General features: G+C 56.6%; 22 protein-coding genes. 17 read left to right on the forward strand and 5 right to left on the reverse strand.

From position 1 onward, the window contains the following. Nucleotides 1-4 precede the first annotated feature (4 nt). Nucleotides 5-1,549 carry a maltose ABC transporter permease MalF gene (gene malF / locus ABLU88_RS17620; RefSeq protein WP_004097758.1) on the reverse strand — a complete coding sequence of 515 codons (1,545 nt, stop codon included), beginning with the start codon at nt 1,547-1,549 and terminating at the stop codon, nt 5-7. A 186-nt stretch (nt 1,550-1,735) separates the two neighbouring features. Further along, the gene (gene malE, locus ABLU88_RS17625) at nt 1,736-2,926 is read right to left on the reverse strand and encodes a maltose/maltodextrin ABC transporter substrate-binding protein MalE (RefSeq protein ID WP_014227534.1); all 1,191 of its coding nucleotides are present in this window, start codon (nt 2,924-2,926) and stop codon (nt 1,736-1,738) included. 370 nt (nt 2,927-3,296) lie between these two features. Here malE and malK point away from each other — a divergent pair, with 370 nt between their 5' ends. The 5 genes from malK (at nt 3,297) to ubiA (ending at nt 8,464) form a co-directional block, all read left to right on the forward strand. Further along, complete coding sequence (gene malK, locus ABLU88_RS17630) at nt 3,297-4,406, forward strand: maltose/maltodextrin ABC transporter ATP-binding protein MalK (protein ID WP_004097762.1); 1,110 nt, start codon at nt 3,297-3,299, stop codon at nt 4,404-4,406. A 171-nt stretch (nt 4,407-4,577) separates the two neighbouring features. After that, nucleotides 4,578-5,867, forward strand: a complete 1,290-nt coding sequence (locus ABLU88_RS17635) for a maltoporin (protein ID WP_014227535.1) — start codon at nt 4,578-4,580, stop codon at nt 5,865-5,867. Between the two features lie 111 nt (nt 5,868-5,978). Beyond that, complete coding sequence (malM, locus tag ABLU88_RS17640; protein ID WP_014837132.1) at nt 5,979-6,896, forward strand: maltose operon protein MalM; 918 nt, start codon at nt 5,979-5,981, stop codon at nt 6,894-6,896. Between the two features lie 188 nt (nt 6,897-7,084). Then, nucleotides 7,085-7,582: a chorismate lyase gene (gene ubiC, locus ABLU88_RS17645; RefSeq protein WP_014227537.1), complete on the forward strand. Its 498-nt coding sequence runs from the start codon at nt 7,085-7,087 to the stop codon at nt 7,580-7,582. Nucleotides 7,583-7,594: 12 nt separating this feature from the next. After that, on the forward strand, nt 7,595-8,464 hold the full coding sequence (gene ubiA, locus ABLU88_RS17650; protein ID WP_004097768.1) for a 4-hydroxybenzoate octaprenyltransferase: 870 nt from the start codon (nt 7,595-7,597) through the stop codon (nt 8,462-8,464). Nucleotides 8,465-8,562: 98 nt separating this feature from the next. Here ubiA and plsB read toward each other — a convergent pair whose 3' ends face one another. Next, nucleotides 8,563-10,986 carry a glycerol-3-phosphate 1-O-acyltransferase PlsB gene (gene plsB, locus ABLU88_RS17655; RefSeq protein ID WP_004097770.1) on the reverse strand — a complete coding sequence of 808 codons (2,424 nt, stop codon included), beginning with the start codon at nt 10,984-10,986 and terminating at the stop codon, nt 8,563-8,565. A 129-nt stretch (nt 10,987-11,115) separates the two neighbouring features. Here plsB and ABLU88_RS17660 point away from each other — a divergent pair, with 129 nt between their 5' ends. The 4 genes from ABLU88_RS17660 (at nt 11,116) to ABLU88_RS17675 (ending at nt 13,950) form a co-directional block, all read left to right on the forward strand. After that, nucleotides 11,116-11,484, forward strand: a complete 369-nt coding sequence (locus ABLU88_RS17660; protein WP_014227539.1) for a diacylglycerol kinase — start codon at nt 11,116-11,118, stop codon at nt 11,482-11,484. A 122-nt stretch (nt 11,485-11,606) separates the two neighbouring features. Continuing rightward, nucleotides 11,607-12,215: a transcriptional repressor LexA gene (gene lexA, locus ABLU88_RS17665; protein ID WP_004097774.1), complete on the forward strand. Its 609-nt coding sequence runs from the start codon at nt 11,607-11,609 to the stop codon at nt 12,213-12,215. 72 nt (nt 12,216-12,287) lie between these two features. Beyond that, nucleotides 12,288-13,604, forward strand: coding sequence for an MATE family efflux transporter DinF (gene dinF, locus ABLU88_RS17670; RefSeq protein ID WP_182158383.1), 1,317 nt, complete (start codon nt 12,288-12,290; stop codon nt 13,602-13,604). Nucleotides 13,605-13,740: 136 nt separating this feature from the next. After that, nucleotides 13,741-13,950, forward strand: coding sequence for a CsbD family protein (locus ABLU88_RS17675; protein WP_004137568.1), 210 nt, complete (start codon nt 13,741-13,743; stop codon nt 13,948-13,950). A gap of 342 nt (nt 13,951-14,292) precedes the next feature. On the opposite strand, the gene zur is transcribed toward ABLU88_RS17675, so the two are convergent. Further along, a complete protein-coding gene (zur, locus tag ABLU88_RS17680; RefSeq protein ID WP_004097781.1) occupies nt 14,293-14,808 on the reverse strand; it encodes a zinc uptake transcriptional repressor Zur in 516 nt (171 codons plus the stop codon). A gap of 201 nt (nt 14,809-15,009) precedes the next feature. Here zur and ABLU88_RS17685 point away from each other — a divergent pair, with 201 nt between their 5' ends. From ABLU88_RS17685 to pspG, 3 genes are all read left to right on the forward strand, one after another. Then, nucleotides 15,010-15,498 (forward strand): cupin domain-containing protein, encoded by a 489-nt coding sequence (locus tag ABLU88_RS17685; RefSeq protein ID WP_014227541.1) that lies wholly within the window; start codon nt 15,010-15,012, stop codon nt 15,496-15,498. A 104-nt stretch (nt 15,499-15,602) separates the two neighbouring features. Continuing rightward, a complete protein-coding gene (gene dusA / locus ABLU88_RS17690; protein ID WP_086074011.1) occupies nt 15,603-16,601 on the forward strand; it encodes a tRNA dihydrouridine(20/20a) synthase DusA in 999 nt (332 codons plus the stop codon). A 140-nt stretch (nt 16,602-16,741) separates the two neighbouring features. Continuing rightward, nucleotides 16,742-16,984 carry an envelope stress response protein PspG gene (pspG, locus tag ABLU88_RS17695; protein WP_049079202.1) on the forward strand — a complete coding sequence of 81 codons (243 nt, stop codon included), beginning with the start codon at nt 16,742-16,744 and terminating at the stop codon, nt 16,982-16,984. A 177-nt stretch (nt 16,985-17,161) separates the two neighbouring features. On the opposite strand, the gene ABLU88_RS17700 is transcribed toward pspG, so the two are convergent. Continuing rightward, a complete protein-coding gene (locus ABLU88_RS17700; RefSeq protein WP_014227544.1) occupies nt 17,162-18,145 on the reverse strand; it encodes a quinone oxidoreductase in 984 nt (327 codons plus the stop codon). A 61-nt stretch (nt 18,146-18,206) separates the two neighbouring features. Between ABLU88_RS17700 and dnaB the strand changes: the two genes are divergently transcribed. The 5 genes from dnaB to ABLU88_RS17725 all read left to right on the forward strand — a co-directional run bounded on the left by dnaB (nt 18,207) and on the right by ABLU88_RS17725 (nt 23,746). Continuing rightward, nucleotides 18,207-19,622 carry a replicative DNA helicase gene (gene dnaB / locus ABLU88_RS17705; protein ID WP_004097788.1) on the forward strand — a complete coding sequence of 472 codons (1,416 nt, stop codon included), beginning with the start codon at nt 18,207-18,209 and terminating at the stop codon, nt 19,620-19,622. Between the two features lie 145 nt (nt 19,623-19,767). Continuing rightward, a complete protein-coding gene (gene alr, locus ABLU88_RS17710) occupies nt 19,768-20,847 on the forward strand; it encodes an alanine racemase (RefSeq protein ID WP_032747492.1) in 1,080 nt (359 codons plus the stop codon). A gap of 238 nt (nt 20,848-21,085) precedes the next feature. Continuing rightward, nucleotides 21,086-22,279: an aromatic amino acid transaminase gene (tyrB, locus tag ABLU88_RS17715; RefSeq protein ID WP_032747494.1), complete on the forward strand. Its 1,194-nt coding sequence runs from the start codon at nt 21,086-21,088 to the stop codon at nt 22,277-22,279. A gap of 194 nt (nt 22,280-22,473) precedes the next feature. Next, on the forward strand, nt 22,474-23,187 hold the full coding sequence (gene aphA / locus ABLU88_RS17720) for an acid phosphatase AphA (protein WP_004097791.1): 714 nt from the start codon (nt 22,474-22,476) through the stop codon (nt 23,185-23,187). Between the two features lie 142 nt (nt 23,188-23,329). After that, the gene (locus tag ABLU88_RS17725; RefSeq protein ID WP_038423946.1) at nt 23,330-23,746 is read left to right on the forward strand and encodes a secondary thiamine-phosphate synthase enzyme YjbQ; all 417 of its coding nucleotides are present in this window, start codon (nt 23,330-23,332) and stop codon (nt 23,744-23,746) included.

Below are 23,746 nucleotides of genomic sequence, written 5' to 3' on the forward strand. Positions count from 1 at the left end.
TCCCTTAATCAAACTTCATACGTGTGGCTTTCAGGTTAACAATCGCCAGGGCGCCTACCAGCAGGAAGATCAGCGTGGCGATAGCCGCCGCAAGGCCGAAGTCCTGACCGCCGCCGCCTTCAAAGGCGATACGGTAGGTATAGCTCACCAGCAGGTCGGTGTAGCCCGCCGGCGTGGTGGTGCCGAGCCGGTCCGGCCCGCCGTTGGTCAACAGCTGAATCAGCACGAAGTTGTTAAAGTTAAAGGCGAAGCTGGCGATCATCAGCGGCGTCAGCGGCTTGATCAGCAGCGGCAGCGTAATTTTGAAGAAGTTCTGGAACGGCGTAGCGCCATCCATTGCCGAGGCTTCATATAAATCGTCAGGAATCGCTTTCAGCAGGCCCATGCACAGGATCATCATGTACGGATAGCCCAGCCAGGTGTTGACGATGATAATCATGGTACGCGCGGTGGTCGGGTCGCTAAACCAGGCCGGCTTGATGCCGAACAGCGCGCTGAGCATCATGTTGATCTCACCAAAGCTCTGGTTGAACAACCCTTTGAAAATCAGAATCGAGATAAACGACGGTACGGCGTAAGGCAGAATCAGCAGTACGCGGTAAATCGCTTTACCTTTCAGGGCTTCCCACTGGACGAGACAGGCGAGCACCATGCCGACCGCAACGGTGAGAATCACGGTCAGAACGGAGAACACCACCGTCCAGACGAAAATCGCGAAGAACGGTTTCTGGATGCCTTCATCCTGGAACACGCGAGTGAAGTTATCCCAGCCGATGGTCACGGTGTAGCCCGGGCTGAGCTTTTCGCTGCCCCAGCTACCGTCGGCGTTCATCGCCTGATAGAAACCGACCTCGGCGTTCGGACGGTATTTCACGCCGCTCTGGTTGTTGGTCAGCGTGCCGTCACTAGCCAGCGAGTACAGCGGCTGGGTACCGGAGAACTGACGCAGGGAGCTCATAATGACTTTGCTTTCATCCGGCAACACGGCGGTCAGCTGGTTCAGGGCGGTACGGTTTTGCGTAATCACGCGCAGCGTGGCGCGCTCGCCTTCCGGCAGGGCGTCAGCCTCTTTTAAGGCCAGCTTCTGTTCGCCGCCGAATTTAAAGGCGTCGGAAAGATAGTTTTTGCCGCTTTCGCCGTCGGTCAGCGCCAGCTTCCACTCATCTCCCGCCGGATAAAGCGCGAAGTTGTAGGATTTCCCCGCCTGGAAGGAGCGGTCCATCAGCACCTGTTGGGCGCGTTCGAAGGTCAGCTGGTTAGTGCTGCTGTAGTTAGTGAAAGCGATAGCGATAGTGCAGATCAGCGGGAACAGGACGAACAGCCCCATCCCGGCGAGACCCGGATAAACATAGCGCCAGGCGTAGGCCTTGCGATTGGAAAAAATATACAGGCCAACCGAGCTCAGAATGAGCGTCATGATGGCAAACAGGTACTCCCCCTGGGCGTACATCAAAACAACAAGGTAACCCACCAGCAGGCACAGCAAGCCGATCACAGACCATGTGAGCTGCGGGCTTTGCCACCAGTGCTTCTTTTTCACGACATCCATGGGGATCATCCTCTTTACACTTTATCCTTCGCGCTACCTCTTTGTTGGCTGCGGATGCGCATCCCAGTCACTTACTGATGTAAGCTCCTGGGGATTTGCATCCTTGCCGCCTCGATGTAGCGCGGATGATTTCGCGTAACAACGTATTCAACAAACCTTATTCCCTAAGAAATAAGGGAAACCGTATTACTTGGTGATACGAGCCTGTGCGTCTTTCAGCGCCGCATCGACGGTCTGGCGACCGCTAGCGGCGTTGATCACTGCGGTACGAACGGCATACCAGAAGGCGGACATCTGCGGAATATTCGGCATGATTTCACCTTTCTGGGCGTTAGCCATGGTGGCGGCGATACGCGGATCTTTTTCCAGTTTTTCCTGGAAGGATTTCAGCGCGACCGCGCCCAGCGGTTTGTCCTTGTTCACTTCATCCAGACCCTGATCGGTCATCAGGTAGTTTTCGAGGAACTCTTTCGCCAGTTCTTTGTTCGGGCTGGCGGCGTTAATACCGGCGCTCAGTACGCCAACGAACGGTTTAGACGGGTTGCCTTTGAAGGTCGGCAGCAGGGTAACGCCGTAGTTAACCTTGCTCTTATCGATGTTAGACCACGCCCACGGACCGTTGATGGTCATCGCGGTTTCGCCTTTGTTGAATGCCGCTTCCGCGATGGAGTAGTCGGTGTCGGCGTTCATATGCTTGTTCTTGATAAGGTCGACCAGGAAGGTCAGGCCCGCTTTCGCGCCAGCGCTATCCACGCCTACGTCTTTCACGTCGTACTTGCCGTTTTCAAACTTGAACGCATAACCGCCGTCGGCGGCGATCAGCGGCCAGGTGAAGTACGGTTCTTGCAGGTTGAACATCAGCGCGCTCTTACCTTTCGCTTTCAGTTCTTTATCCAGCGCCGGGATCTCTTCCCAGGTTTTCGGCGGGTTTGGCACCAGGTCTTTGTTATAGATCAGCGACAGCGCTTCAACGGCAACCGGGTAGGCAATCAGCTTGCCGTTATAGCGAACCGCATCCCAGGTGAACGGATAGAGTTTGTCCTGGAACGCTTTATCCGGGGTGATTTCCGCCAGCAGGCCGGACTGCGCGTAGCCGCCAAAACGGTCGTGAGCCCAGAAGATGATGTCAGGGCCGTCGCCGGTCGCGGCAACCTGCGGGAATTTCTCTTCCAGCTTATCCGGATGCTCTACGGAGACTTTAATGCCGGTGTCTTTTTCAAACTTTTTACCCACTTCAGCGAGGCCGTTGTAGCCTTTGTCGCCGTTAATCCAGATAACCAGCTTACCTTCTTCGATTTTTGCGAGGGCAGAGGCGGAAAACATCATCGTGGTCAATGCAGACAGCGCGAGGATGCGAGCGCCAGTTTTGATTTTCATATACCCGTCCTATTTGGTGATGTGCTCGTGGATACACTTGAGTGGCTTAACGGTGATGAGTTTCCTTTTTTAACAACCTCTTTCCATCCTCCCTATGTCTACGCCCCATCCCCCGATAGTGTGATCTCCATTGCAGAAATGCCGGTTATGAGTCCTGGAGCACATAAAAAGATGGCCAATTTTGCAGGCTACATCACGAAATCGGCGTCCGCCCGTCCCCCCCGACGGCGAGACGCAATCTCTCATCCTCCCGCCTCCTCCCCCATAAAAAAGCCGGGGGGTGGAGGATTTCCCCTGTTTATGAATGCCGCATAGTCAGCCCATCTTGAATGTGTCGTTAAGTGACAGGTTGTAACGAAGGGAGAAGGGCATGGCGAGCGTACAGCTGCGAAATGTAACGAAAGCCTGGGGTGACGTAGTGGTATCGAAAGATATCAATCTCGAGATCCAGGATGGGGAGTTCGTCGTGTTTGTTGGGCCATCAGGCTGCGGCAAATCCACCCTGCTGCGTATGATTGCCGGGCTGGAAACGGTGACCAGCGGCGATCTGCTGATTGGCGATACCCGAATGAATGATGTCCCGCCCGCCGAGCGCGGTATCGGGATGGTGTTTCAGTCTTATGCGCTTTACCCCCACCTTTCCGTCGCGGAAAACATGTCTTTTGGCCTGAAGCTGGCCGGCGCCAAAAAAGAGCTGATTAACCAGCGCGTGACTCAGGTGGCGGAAGTTCTTCAGCTGGCCCATCTGCTGGAGCGCAAACCGAAAGCGCTTTCCGGCGGTCAGCGTCAGCGCGTGGCGATTGGCCGTACTCTGGTGGCTGAACCGCGCGTGTTCCTGCTGGATGAACCGCTCTCTAACCTCGATGCCGCGCTGCGCGTGCAGATGCGCATTGAGATTTCCCGTCTGCATAAGCGTCTTGGCCGCACGATGATTTACGTGACCCACGACCAGGTCGAAGCGATGACCCTGGCCGACAAGATTGTGGTGCTGGACGCCGGTCGCGTCGCGCAGGTCGGGAAGCCTCTCGAACTCTATCACTACCCGGCGGATCGTTTCGTCGCGGGCTTTATTGGCTCGCCGAAGATGAACTTCCTGCCGGTGAAAGTCACCGCTACCGCCATTGAGCAGGTGCAGGTGGAGCTGCCGAACCGTCAGCAGGTCTGGCTGCCGGTGGACAGCGCCCGCGTTCAGGTCGGTGCCAACATGTCCTTAGGGATTCGCCCGGAACATCTGCTGCCCAGCGATATCGCCGACGTCACCCTCGAAGGTGAAGTTCAGGTGGTCGAACAGCTCGGCCACGAAACGCAAATTCATATTCAGATCCCATCCATCCGTCAGAACCTGGTTTACCGCCAGAACGACGTGGTGCTGGTAGAAGAGGGAGCCACATTCGCCATCGGTTTGCCGCCGGAGCGCTGCCATTTATTCCGTGAGGATGGCACCGCTTGTCGTCGGCTGCATAAAGAGCCGGGCGTGTAAGGCTTCTAACTAAAAAAAAACACAAAACCATTCGCGCTGCATCGAGGCGGCAAGGGAATGAATCCCTGGGAGCGTACAAAAGTACGTGACCAGGGTGAGTGAGCGCAGCCAACAAAGAGGCAGCCCGAAGGGTGAAGTGTTCAAAGAAAAGCAATGATCTCAGGAGATAGAATGATGATTACTCTGCGCAAACTTCCACTGGCGGTCGCCGTTGCGGCAGGCGTTATGTCTGCTCAGGCGCTGGCCGTTGATTTCCACGGCTACGCTCGTTCTGGTATCGGCTGGACCGGCAGCGGCGGTGAGCAACAGTGCTTCAAAGCCACGGGTGCTCAAAGCAAATACCGTCTTGGCAACGAATGTGAAACCTATGCGGAACTGAAGCTGGGCCAGGAGTTGTGGAAAGAAGGTGATAAGAGTTTTTATTTCGATACTAACGTCGCTTATTCCGTAAATCAGGAAGATGACTGGGAAAGTACCTCTCCGGCGTTTCGTGAAGCTAATATCCAGGGTAAAAACCTGATTGACTGGTTGCCGGGTTCTACCCTGTGGGCCGGTAAGCGCTTCTACCAGCGTCATGACGTTCACATGATCGACTTCTACTACTGGGATATCTCCGGCCCGGGTGCGGGTCTGGAAAACGTTGACCTCGGCTTCGGTAAACTCTCTCTGGCGGCCACGCGTAACTCAGAAAGCGGCGGTTCTTACACTTTCTCCAGCGATGACACCAAGAAATTTGCTGCTAAAACCGCAAACGACGTCTTTGACGTGCGTCTGGCCGGTATGGAAATCAACCCGGGCGGCGTACTGGAGTTAGGCGTGGATTATGGCCGCGCTAACCCGCAGGACGATTACCGTCTGGTTGATGGCGCATCAAAAGACGGCTGGATGTTCACCGGTGAACATACTCAGTCTATCTGGGGCGGCTTCAACAAGTTTGTTGTTCAGTATGCGACCGACTCGATGACCTCCTGGAACAGCGGTCACTCCCAGGGAACCAGCATCGATAACAACGGCAGCATGATCCGCGTTCTGGATCACGGCGCGATGGACTTCAACGATGACTGGGGCCTGATGTACGTTGCGATGTACCAGGACGTGGACCTGGATAGCAACAACGGTTCTACTTGGTACACCGTCGGTGTTCGTCCGATGTACAAATGGACGCCGATCATGAGCACCCAGCTGGAAGTCGGTTACGACAACGTGAAATCTCAGCGCACCAGCGAAAACAACAACCAGTACAAAATTACCCTGGCCCAGCAATGGCAGGCGGGTAACAGCGTCTGGTCTCGCCCGGCAATCCGTATTTTCGCGACCTACGCAAAATGGGATGAGAACTGGGGCTACAGCAACACCTCCGGTCTGCAGACTAAAGACGGCAGCGGTAACGGGGTTTACACCTCCAGCCGCGGTAACGATAGCGAAGTGACCTTCGGTGCGCAGATGGAAGTTTGGTGGTAACACCGCCGTAATCATGTAGTGACACGGAGGGGCTCTGCCCCTCCTGATTCTTCAGGATTAGCGCGCTATTGCCTGGCCACCGCTAAACCTACGCTATCCGAGGTGAGAACAATGAAAATGAAGAAAACTCTCGTCGCCCTGTGTTTATCCGCAGGAATGTTGGCATGCGCGCCGGGAATGAGCCTTGCCGACGTCAACTTTGTCCCGCAAAACACCAGCGCAGCGCCCGCCATCCCCGGCGCTGCCCTGCAGCAGCTCGTCTGGACGCCAGTCGATCAATCTAAAACGCAGACCGTTGATTTACTCACGGGCGGCCAGCGCCTGGATGTTGCCGGCATCTCCGGCCCGGTTGCGGCCTGGAGCGTTCCGGCGAATATTGGCGAACTGACCCTGACGCTCACGAGCGAAGTGAATAAGCAAAAACAGATTTTTGCGCCGAACGTGCTGATTCTCGATCAGAATATGACGCCATCCGCGTTCTTCCCCAGCAGCTATTTTACCTATCAGCAGCCCGGCGTGATGACCGCGGATCGGCTTGAAGGCGTCATGCGCCTGACCCCGGCGCTGGGGCAGCAGAAGCTTTACGTGCTGGTCTTTACGACGGAAAAAGATTTACAACAAACCACGACTCTGCTTGATCCGGCGAAAGCTTACGCTAAAGGCGCGGGCAATGCCGTGCCGGATATTCCAGACCCGATTGCCCGCCACACCACCGATGGCGTGCTGAAGCTAAAAGTCAAAACCAATAGCGGCTCCAGCGTGCTGGTTGGTCCGCTGTTTGGCTCTTCCGGCAATGGCCCGGTGACCGTCGGCAATACCGCAGCGCCGGTTGTCGCGCCGGCCCCGGCTCCGGCGGCGAAAAGCGAACCGATGCTTGATGACACCGAAACCTATTTCAACAACGGCATTAAGCAGGCGGTTGCGAAAGGCGATATCGATAAGGCCCTGAAATTGATGAACGAAGCTGAACGTCTTGGCTCGAAATCTGCTCGTTCCACCTTTATCAGCAGTGTAAAAGGCAAGGGGTGACCGTCTCCCCGCAATGCTGATGTTTAGGCACAGCCTTTAGGTGCGTCCGTCAGGGCGCACTTTTTTTTAGCGCGCCTCAGCCTCTGTTGCACGGCTGTTGCGCGGATGATCGTATATTGACGTTTGCCCGCCCCCGATGCCCCATTCTGCGATACAATACCTTTACGTTATGTACCGGAGATTCAGGCATGCCACATCCTGCGCTTACGCAACTGCGTGCGCTGCATTATTTTGCCGCTATGCCCCCGCTGGATGCGCATCTGCGCGACTGGCTATTGCTGGAAGACTCAATGACCAAACGCTTTGAGCAGCAGGGGAAGAAAGTCAGCGTCATCATGGTTAACGAAGGTTTTGTTGGACGCGACGCGCTGGCCGGTGAGGCGCCCCTGTTACCGAGCGAACCCCGCTACTGGCTGCGGGAAATCATTCTTTGCGCCAACGGTGAACCCTGGCTGGCCGGGCGCACGATAGTGCCCGAATCAACGCTGAGCGGCCCCGAACTGGCGCTGCAACAGCTGGGGCAAACGCCGTTGGGCCGCTATCTCTTCACGTCATCGACGCTAACCCGTGATTTTATTGAAATTGGTCGTCATGCAGAGCTGTGGGGGCGTCGTTCCCGCCTCCGGTTGAGCGGCAAACCGCTGCTGCTGACGGAACTGTTTTTGCCTGCATCGCCGTTGTATTAAGAGGAAAATGAAATGGAGTGGAGTCTGACGCAGAACAAGCTGCTGGCGTTTCACCGCCTGATGCGTACTGACAAACCGATTGGCGCGCTGCTGCTGCTGTGGCCGACGCTGTGGGCGCTGTGGGTGGCGACGCCGGGGATACCGCCGCTATGGATCCTCGCCGTTTTTGTCGCCGGCGTCTGGCTGATGCGCGCCGCAGGCTGCGTGGTCAACGACTATGCCGATCGCAAGTTTGACGGCCACGTCAAACGGACGGCCCGCCGCCCGTTGCCGAGCGGCGACGTTAGCGAAAAGGAGGCGCGGACGCTGTTTGTCGTGCTGGTGCTGCTTTCGTTCCTGCTGGTGTTGACCCTGAACACCATGACCATTCTGCTGTCGGTAGCGGCGCTGGCGCTGGCATGGGTATATCCGTTTATGAAGCGCTATACCCACCTGCCTCAGGTCGTGCTGGGCGCGGCGTTCGGCTGGTCGATCCCGATGGCCTTTTCGGCGGTCAGCGAATCGCTGCCGCTGAGCTGCTGGCTGATGTTCCTCGCCAATATCCTGTGGGCGGTGGCCTACGATACCCAGTATGCGATGGTCGATCGTGATGATGACGTCAAAATCGGTATCAAATCGACGGCGATTCTCTTTGGCGACAACGATCGCTTAATCATCGGTATTTTACAGGTGGCGGTACTGGGTCTGATGGCCGCGGTAGGCTGGCTGAGCGGGCTGGGCTGGGAGTATTACTGGTCGTTGTTTATCGCCGCGGCGCTGTTTGCCTGGCAGCAGAAGCTGATATTTAAACGCGAACGCGATGCCTGCTTTAAGGCGTTTATGAACAATAACTACGTGGGGCTGGTGCTATTTCTCGGCCTGGCGATGGGATATATGCAGTAGCGCTGTGGGTTTCCCGGCTTGCGGCGTAAACGCCTTAGCCGGGCTACAAAACCGCAGGGTCCGGTAGCCCGGCGCAGGCCGGGACATCTCTTTAAACGTTACGCTTCATCCTGGGTAACGCTTTCAATCGTTAATCGCACATCCGAAGTAATCAGATCCGCCAGCATGCGGTAGATCTTCAACGTCTCTTCCGGCTCGGCGTCCCCTGTATCGCTGATATAGCCTTCGTCACGCAGGGTCAACACCAGCGTGCTGAACACCGCCTTATCGAAGAACTCCGGCGCGTTGATGCCGTGCAGAACGGACAGGCGCTGCGCCACGGTGCGGCTCTCTTTCTCCAGCGAACTGCGGTTGATTGACGGGTTAGCGCTCAGCAGCCAGAAGGTAATGGCGTAGCGCTGCAGCGTTTCGCGCGCGCCTGCGGCCAGCAGCTGCAGAGAACGGGCATGAGACGGATTGACGCTCACCTCATCGTCGTTCAGGGCGATGAGGCCCTGACGCTGCATCTCAGCGATCAGCGCATCGACGACGCCCGCCAGCTCCGCTTTTTCCCAGCGCAGGAACAGCTCGGCCTTCAGGAACGGATAGAACATCTCGACGTGACGCAGGATTTCGGCGCGGGTAATACGACGATGCTGAGTGACGATGGCGGCTAACAGCGACGGCATCACCAGCATATGGGCGATGTTGTTGCGGTAGTAGGTCATCAGGACGGCCTGCTCGCGCGGCAGAATGATGATATCGCCAATGGTATCTTTCTCGACTTCGAACTTATTCATCTGCAGCGCGTGGTCAATCAGCTCGCTGGCCGAAGCCGCAGGCGTGGTCGCATCCGCTGAATATGGCACGTTGCGCAGCAGGGCAAGATAGCACTCAAGCTGCTCGGTGAGCTGCTCGCGGGTCAGTGAACGCTGACGCGATGCCAGCAGCGCGGTACAGCACAGGTTCATGGCGTTAGCCGCGCCGGCATTATTGATGCGCACCATCAGATCCGAGGCGATATTATTCACCGTCGGGGTCAGCCAGGAAGGGCGAACCGCTTCGATAGGGTCGATAGACTCGCGCCAGTCCGGCACATGCTGGTTCAGATAGGCCATCAGCGGCAGGGGTTCGCCGAAGTTAACGTAGCCCTGGCCGAGATTTCGCAGCTTGCTCAAGCCGCGCAGCATCTGCGGCAGGCTCTCTTTCTCTTTTGTCGCACCGCGTAGCTCTTTGGCGTAGGTACCGACCTCCATCACGTGCTCGTAGCCGATGTAAATCGGCACCAGGGTGATGGGGCGATTACCGCCGCGCAGCATCGCCTGAATGGTCATCGACAGGGTGCCGGTTTTCGGATCCAGCAGGCGTCCGGTACGCGAACGCCCGCCTTCAACGAAATACTCCACCGAATAGCCGCGGCTGAACAGCTCGCCGAGATATTCGCGGAATACGGTTGAGTAAAGCTTATTGCCCTTGAACGTGCGGCGAATAAAGAACGCGCCGCCGCGACGGAAGATCGGACCGGCGGGCCAGAAGTTCAGGTTGATACCGGCGGCGATATGCGGCGGCACCAGGCCCTGATGATAAATGACGTAAGAGAGCAGCAGATAGTCCATATGGCTGCGGTGGCACGGGACATAAACGATCTCGTGGCCTTCATGCGCCAGCTGGCGCACGCGCTCGGCGTTATGCACGTTAATGCCCTGATACAGCCGGTTCCAGGTAAAGCCCAGCACGCGGTCGGTCAGGCGAATCATCTCATAGGAGAAGTTTGCGGCGATCTCTTCCATCAGGGCGATAGCGTTTTGCTGCGCCTTTTCATGAGAAATTTTCTTGCTGCGCGCTTCGTCTTCTACCGCACGGGCAATGGCTTTCGACGCCAGCAGTTTATTAAACAGATCCTGGCGCGCGGGCAGGCGCGGGCCGACCGCCGCCAGACGCTGACGGGCGAAGTGCATGCGCGCCACGCGGGCCAGCTTCTGGGCGATGGTTTTATCGGTACCGTGTTCGTCCGCCATCTTACGCAGCGAGACCGAAGGCGAGAAACGGACAAAGCTGTCGCGGCCCAGCCACAGGACGGCGAAGAATTTCTGAATGCCGTTGAGCATGCGCAGCGGCGGGTTCACCTCGCCTTTTTCACGCCCCGGCGCGCGACCGAACATCACCGAAACCGGCACCATCTGCACGTCAAGATCGGGATGGTTGCGGTGCAAATCCAGGTAGTCGTGAAAGAGCTTGATAGACTCTTCTTTCGGCGTGTAATAGGTAAACACGCGCGGTCCGCCGTGGATAAATACGTAGCGCGGAAGCAGGCCGCCGTCGATCTCGAGCGGCTCCAGCGGGTCCGGTAACTCATGTTCCAGACATTGCGCGCGCAGCGTCAGCAGGTCCGCCTTCGAATTGTAGGGCAGGACATACATAATGGGACGCGAGGTATCCAGGCCTAATTCCTGAGCAGGTTGTGCCGGAATCGACTTGCTTTTTACCAGCGCCCTTAATGGTAAATTCAGTAATTTATAGTAAATTCGTTGCCAGCCAGACATAGACGATGTGAAGCCTCTGGTTAATCATGCAAATGCGCCGCAAGAATAACAGAAAGTGCGCAAAATTTCCGTTGTAACGCGGCAAACGCGTACACTCATTGACGTCATTTACATAAAAAGGTTTGTTTGATGGCCAATAATACCACTGGGTTAACCCGAATTATTAAAGCGGCAGGGTATTCCTGGAAAGGATTCCGGGCGGCGTGGGTCAACGAGGCCGCCTTTCGTCAGGAAGGCATCGCGGCCGTTGTTGCCGTGGCGATCGCCTGCTGGTTAGACGTCGATGCCATCACCCGGGTGCTGTTGATTAGCTCGGTCCTGCTAGTGATGATAGTTGAAATTATCAATAGCGCGATTGAGGCGGTTGTTGACCGTATTGGCCCTGAACATCACGAGCTGTCGGGGCGAGCGAAAGACATGGGATCGGCGGCGGTATTGCTGGCGATCATCATCGCGCTGATCGCGTGGGGAACGCTTTTATGGGCAAACTACCGCTAACGCCTGGCGTAGCGGCTCGCAAAACGGAAAGAAACTCCTGATTTTTGTGTGAAATGTGGTTCCAAAATCACCGTTAGCTGTATATACTCACAGCATAACTGTATATACACCCAGGGGGCGGAATGAAAGCGTTAACGACCAGGCAGCAAGAGGTGTTTGATCTCATTCGGGATCATATCAGCCAGACGGGCATGCCGCCGACGCGTGCGGAGATTGCTCAGCGCTTGGGGTTCCGTTCCCCAAACGCGGCGGAAGAACACCTGAAAGCGCTGGCGCGTAAAGGCGCAATCGAGATCGTTTCCGGCGCCTCACGCGGTATTCGTCTGCTGACGGAAGAAGAAACGGGTCTGCCGCTTATTGGCCGCGTCGCGGCGGGTGAGCCGCTGCTGGCCCAGCAGCACATTGAAGGTCACTATCAGGTCGATCCGGCTATGTTTAAGCCGAATGCCGATTTTCTGCTGCGCGTTAGCGGGATGTCGATGAAAGACATCGGTATTCTTGATGGCGACCTGCTGGCCGTCCATAAAACGCAGGATGTGCGCAATGGCCAGGTGGTTGTGGCGCGCATCGACGAAGAAGTTACCGTGAAGCGACTGAAAAAGCAGGGTAACGTCGTTGAACTGCTGCCGGAAAACAGCGAATTCTCGCCGATTGTTGTGGATCTTCGCGAGCAAAGCTTCACTATTGAAGGCCTGGCCGTTGGCGTTATCCGCAACGGCAACTGGCAGTAATCTCTTCACCTCGCGGCATCATCACCTGATGCATGATGCTGCGCCGTTTTTCCTCATTTGGGCTCTTTCTCCATGCTTTTTAACGCCGCCGACAAAGCCCTGTGGCGCTTAGCGCTGCCCATGATCTTCTCCAATATCACCGTTCCGCTGCTGGGGCTGGTGGATACCGCCGTTATTGGCCACCTCGACAGCCCGGTTTATCTGGGGGGCGTAGCAGTTGGCGCAACGGCGACCAGCTTCCTCTTTATGCTGCTGTTGTTCCTGCGAATGAGTACCACCGGACTGACGGCGCAGGCGTTTGGCGCAAAAGATCCGCAGCGGCTGGCGCGTGCGCTGGTGCAGCCGCTGGTTCTGGCGCTGGCCGCCGGGGCGGCGATTGTGCTCTTACGGATGCCGTTAATCGACCTGGCGCTGCATATCGTCGGCGGTAGCGAAGCCGTGCTCGAACAGGCCAGACGCTTCCTGGAGCTCCGCTGGCTAAGCGCGCCGGCATCGCTGGCGAATCTGGTCCTGCTGGGCTGGCTGCTGGGCGTGCAGTACGCCAGAGCGCCGGTGATCCTGCTGGTAGTCGGCAACGTCCTCAACATCGTGCTCGATTTATGGCTGGTGATGGGCCTGCATATGAACGTGCAGGGGGCGGCGCTGGCGACGGTCACCGCAGAATACGTCACTTTCTTTATTGGCCTGCTGATGGCGAGACGCGTGCTGGCGCTGCGCGGCGTTTCCCTGTCGATGCTGAAAAACGCCTGGCGCGGAGATATACGCCGCCTGCTGGCGCTGAATCGCGACATCATGCTGCGCTCGCTGCTGCTACAGCTCTGCTTCGGGGCGGTGACGGTATTTGGCGCCCGCCTTGGCGCCGATGTCGTCGCGGTCAATGCGGTCCTCATGACGATGCTGACCTTTACCGCCTATGCGCTGGACGGTTTTGCCTACGCCGTTGAGGCGCACTCCGGGCAGGCCTACGGCGCGCGCGACGACAGCCAGCTGCTTGCCGTCTGGCACGCGGCCTGCCGCCAGTCAGGGATGGTAGCGCTGGCGTTTGCGCTGATTTACGGCCTTGCCGGTGAGCAGATTATCGCTTTGCTGACCTCGCTGCCTTCGCTGCAGCAGCTGGCCGACCGCTATCTGGTCTGGCAGATGATACTGCCGGTCATTGGCGTCTGGTGCTACCTGCTGGACGGCATGTTTATCGGCGCGACGCGGGGGGCGGAGATGCGCAACAGCATGGCGGTAGCGGCGGCGGGGTTTGCCCTGACGCTGCTGACGGTACCGACGCTCGGCAACCACGGACTGTGGCTGGCGCTGACGGTCTTTCTCGCTCTGCGCGGCGTTTCTCTGGCGGTTATCTGGCGGCGCCACTGGCAGCGCGGAACCTGGTTTTCGTAATGCATTTGGTGCATCTGATGGTTAAAGATTCCGAATAATAAATCTTACTCAGAATACTCATCTATAGTTAAGTCATGTCCGGCACACAGCGGGCTGTTCATTCACCGAACGATAACCGAACGATGAGGAATGCATGATGAATAAAGACGAAATCGGCGGTAACTGGAAACAGTTCAAAGGTAAAGCGAAAGAAAAATGGGGCAAGCTGACCGACGATGACATGACCGTCATTGAAGGCAAACGCGACCAGCTGGTGGGCAGAATTCAGGAACGTTACGGTTACGCCAAAGACCAGGCAGAGAAAGAAGTGACCGACTGGGAAACCAAAAACGACTATCGCTGGTAGCGAAAACGCCGTGTTTTAACCCCTTACTATTGCCTGCTCTAACGATTTATACCCTAAATAATTCGAGTTGCAGGACAAGGCACTCGTGCTTTGAACAGCGCTTGCGCTGGCCCCGGAGGGGCGAGGCCGCAGGCCGAGTAACGCGGCAACGCAGAGAATCCCCAGGAGCTTACTCCAGTAAGTGACTGGGGTGAGCGACAAATCTGTCTGGAACAGATTTGAACGTCGTATCCCGGCGGCCCGAAGGGCGAGGCTCATGGATGAGCCGAGTAACAAAGCCAACGCACATGCAACTTGAAGTATGACGGGTATACACCCTTGATTCCCGCTGCGGCTAACGCCTCAGCGGGCTTTCTTTTTGATCTGGATGGTATGGTCGTGGTGGCAGTGGCCCGGCGTACTGCAGGATTCAACCTCGACGCAGGCGGCGCACAGGCCGTGAGCCTCAATGACGTTGTGGCGCAGGGCGAATCCCATTCTTGCCGCCAGCGTATGCATAATATCTTCGACGCCTTCCGCACACTCTTCTTTGACGCCGCCGCAGCGGTCGCAGATAAACATCGCCGAGCTGTGGGTCGGCTGATCGAAAAGGTGACACAGCACATAGCTATTGGTGGATTCCACCTTATGCACGAACCCTTGCTCGAGTAAAAACTCCAGCGCCCGGTACACCGTCGGCGGTTTCGCCTGAGGCTCTTTTTCACGAAGGAGATCGAGCAGGTCGTAGGCGCTGATTGCCCCTTGCTGCAGGCTCATCAAACGCAATACTTCAAGGCGCTGCGGGGTCAGGCGCACGCCACGCTGCGCGCACAGCTTTTCAGCATGCGCTAACATTTGTTGCGAAGTGGTCTTATCCATGAGCGTCCTCTGGTTGCGTGAATCTGAAACTGTTACTTTATCACGATACCGGTAAAACGCCGAGACCCGGCGGGCTATACCCGTCACACTTCACGTTACCTGCGCGCTGGCTGCGCCAATTCGTCCCAGCCGCGCTCCTGGGGTCGCTCAACCTTGCCACCTTATGCTATACCTGATGCATCTCATTTTCGGGAGAAAACGATGAAACGACCTGACTGCATTCGACACTGGCGTGAACTGGAAGGCGTGGATGATTCCACCTATCCCGACAGTACTGAGCTTTTCTCCATCGGCGCGCCGCTGGCGCGGGGCCTGCGGCTGAATCGCCTGGGGATCCACCATGAGCGTCTACCGCCCGGACGCCGAACCTCTTATCCGCATGCGGAGAGCGACGAAGAAGAGTTTATCTACGTGCTGGAAGGCTATCCGGAAGTGTGGATTAACGGCTATCTCTGGAAGCTGGAGCCGGGGGATAGCGTCGGCTTTCCTGCCGGAACCGGCATTTGCCACACCTTCCTCAATAACACCGAGCAGGAGGTTCGCCTGTTAGTCGTTGGCGAGGCAAATAAGAAATTTAATCGCATCTACTACCCGCTTAACCCCGGCTATGCCGCCACGCGACAGGATCGCTGGGTTGACCATCCGCCGCAGTTTTTTGGCCCTCACGACGGGAAGCCACGGAAAATATAGCGTTTATTGCGGGATAAAAAAGGTGAGCGCTGACGCTATGCGTCAGTGGTTTATCTTTGTGCTATAGTAGCGCCCCTTTTTACCCGGATGCTTATTTATTCGCCATGATGTCAGATTCAACGCCTACTGCTTTCGCCGCTCACCGTTTTTCCATCGCGCCGATGCTCGACTGGACCGACAGACACTGCCGTTATTTTCTGCGTCAGCTGTCGCGCCACACGCTGCTGTACACCGAAATGGTGACCACCGGTGCGATTATTCACGGCAAGGGCGACTATCTGGCCTACAGCGAAGAAGAGCATCCGGTCGCCCTGCAGCTCGGCGGCAGCGATCCGGCTGCGCTGGCACACTGCGCGAAGCTGGCGCAGGCGCGCGGCTACGATGAAATTAACCTGAACGTTGGCTGCCCGTCCGATCGCGTGCAGAACGGTATGTTCGGCGCCTGCCTGATGGGGAACGCGCAGCTGGTGGCAGACTGTATTAAAGCCATGCGCGACGTCGTGTCGATCCCGGTCACGGTGAAAACCCGTATCGGCATTGACGACCAGGACAGCTACGGGTTTCTGTGTGATTTTATCGAAACGGTATCCGGGAAAGGCGAGTGCGAGATGTTTATTATCCACGCGCGCAAAGCGTGGCTTTCGGGGCTGAGCCCTAAAGAGAACCGCGAGATCCCGCCGCTTGACTATCCGCGCGTTTACCAGCTGAAGCGTGATTTTCCGCATCTGACGATGGCGATTAACGGCGGCATTAAGTCGCTGGAAGAAGCAAAACAACATCTTGCGCATATGGACGGCGTGATGGTGGGCCGTGAGGCCTATCAGAATCCAGGCATTCTGGCGTCGGTGGATCGGGAAATTTTCGGCGTGGAAGGCGTCGATGCTGACCCGGTTTCCGTGGTCCGGGCGATGTATCCCTATATCGAACGCGAGCTTAGCAACGGTACTTATCTGGGGCACGTAACGCGCCATATGCTCGGGCTGTTTCAGGGGATCCCCGGGGCGCGCCAGTGGCGTCGCTATCTGAGCGAAAATGCGCATAAAGCCGGGGCGGACATCAACGTGCTGGAACAGGCGCTGAAACTGGTTGCCGACAAGCGTTAGTTTTTCACTAAAAACTGGTCAAATTCACCACGCCCTGCACGTATCGTGCCGGGCGTTTTTGTTATTATTCAATGGGTTATATTTGGCACGATTTTTGTAATATCCGGTAAGGTAGATTACATTTCTTTAGGGGAAAGACGATGCTGGAACTCTTATTCGTTATTGGCTTTTTTGTCATGTTATTGGTCACCGGCATTTCACTGCTGGGTATTATTGCCGCGATTGTCGTCGCGACCGCGCTGATGTTTGTCGGCGGTCTGTTTGCGTTAATGATTAAACTGCTGCCGTGGCTGCTGCTGGCCGTTGTTGTGGTTTGGGTGATTCGGGCGATAAAATCACCAACCGGCAACCGTTATCGCGCTAATAACCGCTGGCGCTACTAAGGTATTGAGCGGTATGTCACAACCTGAAGATTTTTGCATAAAACAGCGTAGGCTTTGCTTATTAAATCTGTCACTATTAGCGGGTTAACGAATTCATCGTGCTGTACCCTACATACAGCCGAACAAAAAAAGTAAGGGCTTCCCATGTGGAAGCCCTAAACTTTTGTGCTCCGGCCATTACGGCAAGAGCAAACTTGAACCCTGCGTCGCCCGGCTTTCCAGCACCTCATGCGCGCGTCTGGCGTCGGTTAACGCATATTTTTGGCTCTCCGCGACATCCACTTTTATCACGCCGCTGGCGATCAGCGAAAACAGCTCGTTGCTGGCTTCCGTCAGCTCTTCACGCGTGGTGATATAGCCCTGCAGAGAAGGGCGGGTGACGTACAGCGAACCTTTTTGATTGAGGATCCCGAGATTGACACCGGTCACCGGGCCGGAGGAGTTGCCGAAGCTCACCATCAGCCCCCGACGCTGCAGGCAGTCAAGGGAGGCTTCCCAGGTATCTTTCCCGACGGAATCATAAACCACGTGGACTTTCTTACCGTCGGTGATCTCTTTCAGGCGCTCGACGATATTCTCTTCGCGATAGTTAATGATCTGCCAGGCGCCGGCCTGTTTGGCGCGTTCAGCTTTTTGCGCGCTGCCGACGGTACCGATCAGCTTCGCGCCCAGCGCTTTGGCCCACTGACAGGCGATGAGCCCGACGCCGCCGGCCGCCGCATGAAACAAGAACGGCTCGCCCGCTTTGATCTCGTAGGTTTTCCGCAGCAGGTAATAGACCGTGAGCCCTTTCAGGAATGAGGCCGCCGCCTGCTCGAAAGAGATCGCGTCCGGTAAAATGGCGGCCTTATCCGCGGGCACGTTGTGGACGGTGCTATAGGCTCCCAGCGCCGATTGCGCGTAGACCACCCGATCGCCGGCTTTGATATGTTTCACGCCGCTGCCGACTTTGCTTACTACGCCAGCGGCTTCGGTACCCAGACCGCTCGGCAATGACGGGGGCGGGTAGAGGCCGCTGCGGATATAGGTATCAATGTAGTTGATGCCGATGGCCTTATTCTCTACCTGAATTTCGTGCTCTGCGGGATCTTTCGGCGTGAACTCCAGCGCTTGCAGAACATCAGGCCCTCCGTGCTGGTGAAATTCAATTCGTGTTGCCATGCTTCCTCCAGAAATGTGGTAATCTTTCGACCCATTCACTATCTCGGTAACTCCATTCACTATGGCAGGAAATAAACCCTTCAACAAACCACAGACTGAACCCCGCGAGCGTGATTATCAGCTCGATGGGTTGAAGGTCCCGCCGCACTCGATTGAAGCGGAACAGTCGGTGTTGGGCGGTTTAATGCTGGATAACGAACGCTGGGACGACGTTGCCGAGCGGGTTGTTTCGGAAGATTTTTATACCCGTCCGCATCGCCATATTTTCACCGAAATGGCGCGCCTGCAGGAATCGGGCAGCCCGATTGACCTGATTACGCTCGCCGAATCGCTGGAGCGTCAGGGGCAGCTGGACAGCGTCGGCGGCTTCGCCTACCTGGCGGAATTATCGAAAAATACGCCAAGTGCGGCGAACATCAGCGCTTATGCCGATATCGTCCGCGAACGTGCGGTAGTACGCGAAATGATCTCCGTGGCGAATGAAATCGCCGAGGCCGGTTTCGATCCCCAGGGCCGCACCAGCGAAGATCTGCTCGACCTCGCCGAATCCCGGGTGTTTAAAATTGCCGAAAGCCGCGCGAATAAAGACGAGGGGCCGAAGAATATCGCCGACGTGCTCGACGCTACCGTGGCGCGTATTGAACAGCTGTTCCAACAGCCGCATGACGGCGTCACCGGGGTGAATACCGGCTATGACGATCTCAATAAAAAAACCGCCGGTCTTCAGCCGTCGGACCTGATTATCGTCGCCGCGCGTCCGTCAATGGGTAAGACGACTTTTGCGATGAACCTCGTGGAAAACGCGGCGATGCTGCAGGATAAGCCGGTACTCATCTTCAGTCTCGAGATGCCCTCGGAGCAGATTATGATGCGTTCTCTGGCATCGCTGTCGCGCGTTGACCAGACCCGCATTCGTACCGGCCAGCTGGATGATGAAGATTGGGCGCGCATTTCCGGCACCATGGGAATTCTGCTGGAAAAACGTAACATCTATATTGATGACTCCTCCGGCCTGACGCCAACCGAAGTGCGCTCCCGCGCGCGGCGCATCGCCCGCGAGCACGGCGGCATCGGTCTTATTATGATCGACTACCTGCAGCTGATGCGCGTGCCGTCGCTCTCCGATAACCGTACGCTGGAAATCGCCGAAATTTCCCGCTCGCTCAAGGCGCTGGCGAAGGAGCTACAGGTGCCGGTGGTGGCGCTGTCGCAGCTTAACCGCTCGCTGGAACAGCGTGCGGATAAGCGCCCGGTCAACTCCGACCTGCGTGAGTCCGGCTCCATCGAGCAGGACGCCGACTTAATCATGTTTATCTACCGTGATGAGGTTTATCACGAAAACAGTGATTTAAAAGGCATCGCTGAAATTATTATTGGTAAACAGCGTAACGGCCCTATCGGGACGGTGCGCCTGACGTTTAACGGTCAGTGGTCGCGTTTTGATAATTATGCTGGGCCACAATACGACGACGAATAAATCTCCGTCATCCTTCATGCCGCAGGTGCGTTGACTACGCCTGTTCACCCCGGTCACTTAGTTTACTAAGCTCCCGGGGATTCTCAGGCTTGTCGCCTTCCTGCAACACGAAGGATTTAGGAGATTCTTTTATTAAGGAATTCAAATGCAAGCGGCAACTGTAGTCATTAACCGCCGCGCTCTGCGACACAACCTGCAACGTCTGCGTGAACTGGCGCCCGCCAGCAAACTGGTTGCGGTGGTGAAAGCGAACGCCTACGGACACGGTCTTCTTGAGACCGCGCGAACGCTCCCGGACGCCGATGCTTTTGGCGTCGCCCGTCTTGAAGAAGCCCTGCGCCTGCGCGCGGGCGGTATCGCCCAGCCGATTCTGCTGCTGGAGGGATTCTTTGAGGCCGCCGACCTGCCGGTGATCTCCGCCCAGCGCCTGCACACGGCGGTACACAGCCCGGAGCAGCTGGCTGCGCTGGAGGAAGCGGATTTACCCGAGCCGGTAACCGTATGGATGAAGCTGGACACCGGGATGCATCGATTAGGCGTTCTGCCCGAACAGGCCGAAGCCTTTTATCAGCGCCTGAGCCAGTGTAAAAACGTCCGCCAGCCGGTCAATATCGTGAGCCATTTTGCCCGTGCGGATGAGCCTGAGTGCGGCGCGACCGAACGTCAGCTGGATATCTTTACCACCTTCACGGAAGGGAAACCGGGGCTGCGCTCAATCGCCGCATCCGGCGGTATATTGCTATGGCCGCAGTCGCACTTCGACTGGGCGCGTCCGGGGATTATTCTCTACGGCGTATCGCCGCTCGACGGTGGATCCACCGGCGCGGATTTTGGCTGCCAGCCGGTGATGTCTCTGACCTCCAGCCTGATCGCGGTCCGCGAGCATAAAGCCGGCGAGCCGGTGGGCTACGGCGGAACCTGGGTCAGCGAGCGTGATACGCGTTTAGGCGTTGTGGCGATGGGCTACGGTGACGGCTATCCGCGCGCCGCGCCGTCAGGCACGCCGGTACTGGTTAACGGCCGTGAAGTGCCGATTGTCGGACGCGTAGCGATGGATATGATTTGCGTCGATCTCGGGCCTGAAGCACAGGACCACGCTGGCGACGCGGTCGTGCTGTGGGGCGAAGGCCTCCCCGTCGAGCGGATTGCCGAAATTACAAAAGTAAGTGCTTACGAACTTATTACGCGCCTGACTTCACGGGTATCCATGAAGTACGTGGATTAATGTCAGCCAGCGCGCTTTCCCCCGGTGGCGGCTGACGCCTTACCGGGGCTACGGGGCCGCTACCGGCTACGGGCCGGTAGCCCGGATAAGGCGGTTTAAGCCGCCATCCGGGATGGGCGTTCACGTTGTTGCGTCAAATCCAGCCCGTTCTGTTTTATCCGCCAACATCCCCTCGACCTTCTTTCACATCCAGTTTATTGTGTTATAACGAGCCCATGTAAACCTGGAGAAACATCGCGTGTTTCAGAAAGTTGACGCCTACGCTGGCGACCCCATTCTCTCCCTGATGGAGCGTTTTAAAGACGATCCGCGTAGTGACAAAGTAAATCTCAGCATCGGTCTTTATTACAACGAAGACGGCATCATTCCGCAGCTGAAGGCGGTTGCCGAAGCGGAAGCACGTCTTAACGCCCAGCCGCACGGCGCCTCAATCTATTTACCGATGGAAGGGCTGAACACCTATCGCCACGCGATTGCGTCGCTGCTGTTCGGGGGCGATCATTCGGTACTGGCGCAGCATCGCGTGGCCTCTATTCAGACGCTGGGCGGCTCCGGAGCCCTGAAAGTCGGCGCTGACTTCCTGAAACGCTACTTCCCGGGCTCGCGCGTATGGGTCAGCGACCCGACGTGGGAAAACCACATCGCTATATTTGAAGGGGCTGGATTCGAAGTAAGTACTTACCCTTGGTTTGATGATAAAACCAATGGCGTGCGTTTCGCGGCTTTCCTTGAAAAACTCAATACGCTACCGGAACGCGATATCGTGCTGCTGCATCCCTGCTGCCATAACCCAACGGGAGCCGATCTTACCAACGCTCAGTGGGATCAAGTGGTTGAGGTGCTGAAAGCGCGTAATTTGATTCCTTTCCTCGACATCGCCTATCAGGGCTTTGGCGCCGGCATGGAAGAGGATGCCTACGCTATCCGCGCTATAGCGAACGCCGGGATGCCTATGCTGGTCAGCAACTCGTTCTCGAAAATCTTCTCCCTGTACGGTGAGCGCGTTGGCGGGCTGTCGATCGTCTGTGAAGATACTGAAACCGCGGGGCGCGTACTGGGGCAATTAAAAGCGACCGTGCGTCGCAACTACTCCAGCCCGCCGAACTTTGGCGCGCAGGTGGTTGCGGCGGTGTTGGGCGACAGCGCGCTGAAAGCCTCATGGCTGGCGGAAGTGGAAGGGATGCGCACCCGTATTCTGGCCATGCGTCAGGAGCTGGTTGATGTGCTGAAAGAGACGGTTCCGGGCGGTGATTTTGACTATCTGCTCAAGCAGCGCGGCATGTTTAGCTATACCGGTTTCAGCGCGGCCCAGGTTGACCGCCTGCGCGATGAGTTTGGCGTCTACCTGATTGCCAGCGGCCGCATGTGCGTCGCGGGGCTGAATGCAGGAAACGTGCGCCGCGTAGCGCAGGCGTTTGCTGCGGTAATATAAGTTCTTCCTGACCTTTTGCCCGCGCCAAATCATGACGCGGGCAATTCGCTTCCCGAAGTGTGATCATTCTCTTTTTATATGACATCAGAGCAGAAAAACCTTCCTATCCGCCTTCGCGGGGGGTAAGGTCTGGGTGCATTAATAAGCGTACACATTATTGAAAATTATAACGATTCGATTATTTAGGGAAAAATATGCGCAAGATCACCCTGGCCTTTGGGGCCGTCTGCTTACTGTTCACGCTAAATAGCTCCGTCGTTGCTCGCGCCTCCACACCGCAGCCGCTGTGGACGGGCACCAATATGGCGAAACTCGCCGAACAGGCGCCGATCCATTGGGTTTCCGTCGCCCAGATTGAAAATAGCCTGCTGGGACGCCAGCCGATGGCCGTCGGTTTTGATATTGATGATACCGTCCTGTTCTCCAGCCCGGGCTTCTGGCGCGGGCAGAAAACCTATTCCCCCGGCAGCGATGATTACCTGAAAAATCCGGAGTTCTGGGAAAAAATGAACAACGGCTGGGATGAATTCAGCATGCCGAAAGAGGTGGCGCGCCAGCTGATTGCGATGCACGTAAAGCGCGGCGATAGCATCTATTTCGTTACCGGCCGTAGCCAGACCAAAACCGAAACGGTATCAAAAACCCTGCAGGATGATTTTCTCATCCCGGCGGCGAATATGAACCCGGTTATTTTTGCCGGCGATAAACCTGGCCAGAACACCAAAACGCAGTGGCTGCAGGAGAAAGGGATCAAAGTTTTCTACGGCGATTCGGATAACGATATCTCCGCTGCCCGCGAGGTGGGCGCGCGTGGGATCCGTATCTTGCGGGCCTCAAACTCTTCCTATAAGCCGCTACCGATGGCGGGCGCTCAGGGTGAAGAGGTCATTGTGAATTCAGAATATTAAGCTGCCCGCCGGCTTAATCATCAATCGCTAAAACGGCAGCCGGCACGCTGCCGTTTTTTTGTGCAAAATAGCGTGCCAAAGGTTTTACCTTTTCGCTTATTGCTGCACACTTAGGAAGGTTCATTAGTAAAAGGAGTGGCTTATGTGGCATCAGCAAACCCTGACGTTAGGCCCGAAAGTACGGGGCTTCCATCTGGTCACTGATGAAATTCTCGGGCAAATCCGCGAAATATCGCGGGTGAAAACTGGCCTGCTGCATTTGCTGCTCCAGCATACATCTGCTTCCCTGACGCTAAACGAAAACTGCGATCCGACCGTTCGCTTCGATATGGAGCAGCATTTTCTGCACGCCGTACCGGATAACGCGCCGTATGAACACGATTATGAAGGTCCTGATGACATGCCCTCGCACATTAAGTCGTCGATGCTGGGCGTATCGCTGATGCTGCCCGTACGGGATGGCAGCGTCAGGCTGGGGACCTGGCAGGGGATCTGGCTCGGGGAGCATCGTATTCATGGCGGATCGCGCCATATCATCGCGACGCTGATGGGGGAATAA

Origin of the sequence: Klebsiella sp. GW_Kp182 (assembly GCF_040062275.1) — a bacterium.
In the GTDB taxonomy this organism is placed as follows: Bacteria; Pseudomonadota; Gammaproteobacteria; order Enterobacterales; family Enterobacteriaceae; genus Klebsiella; species Klebsiella michiganensis.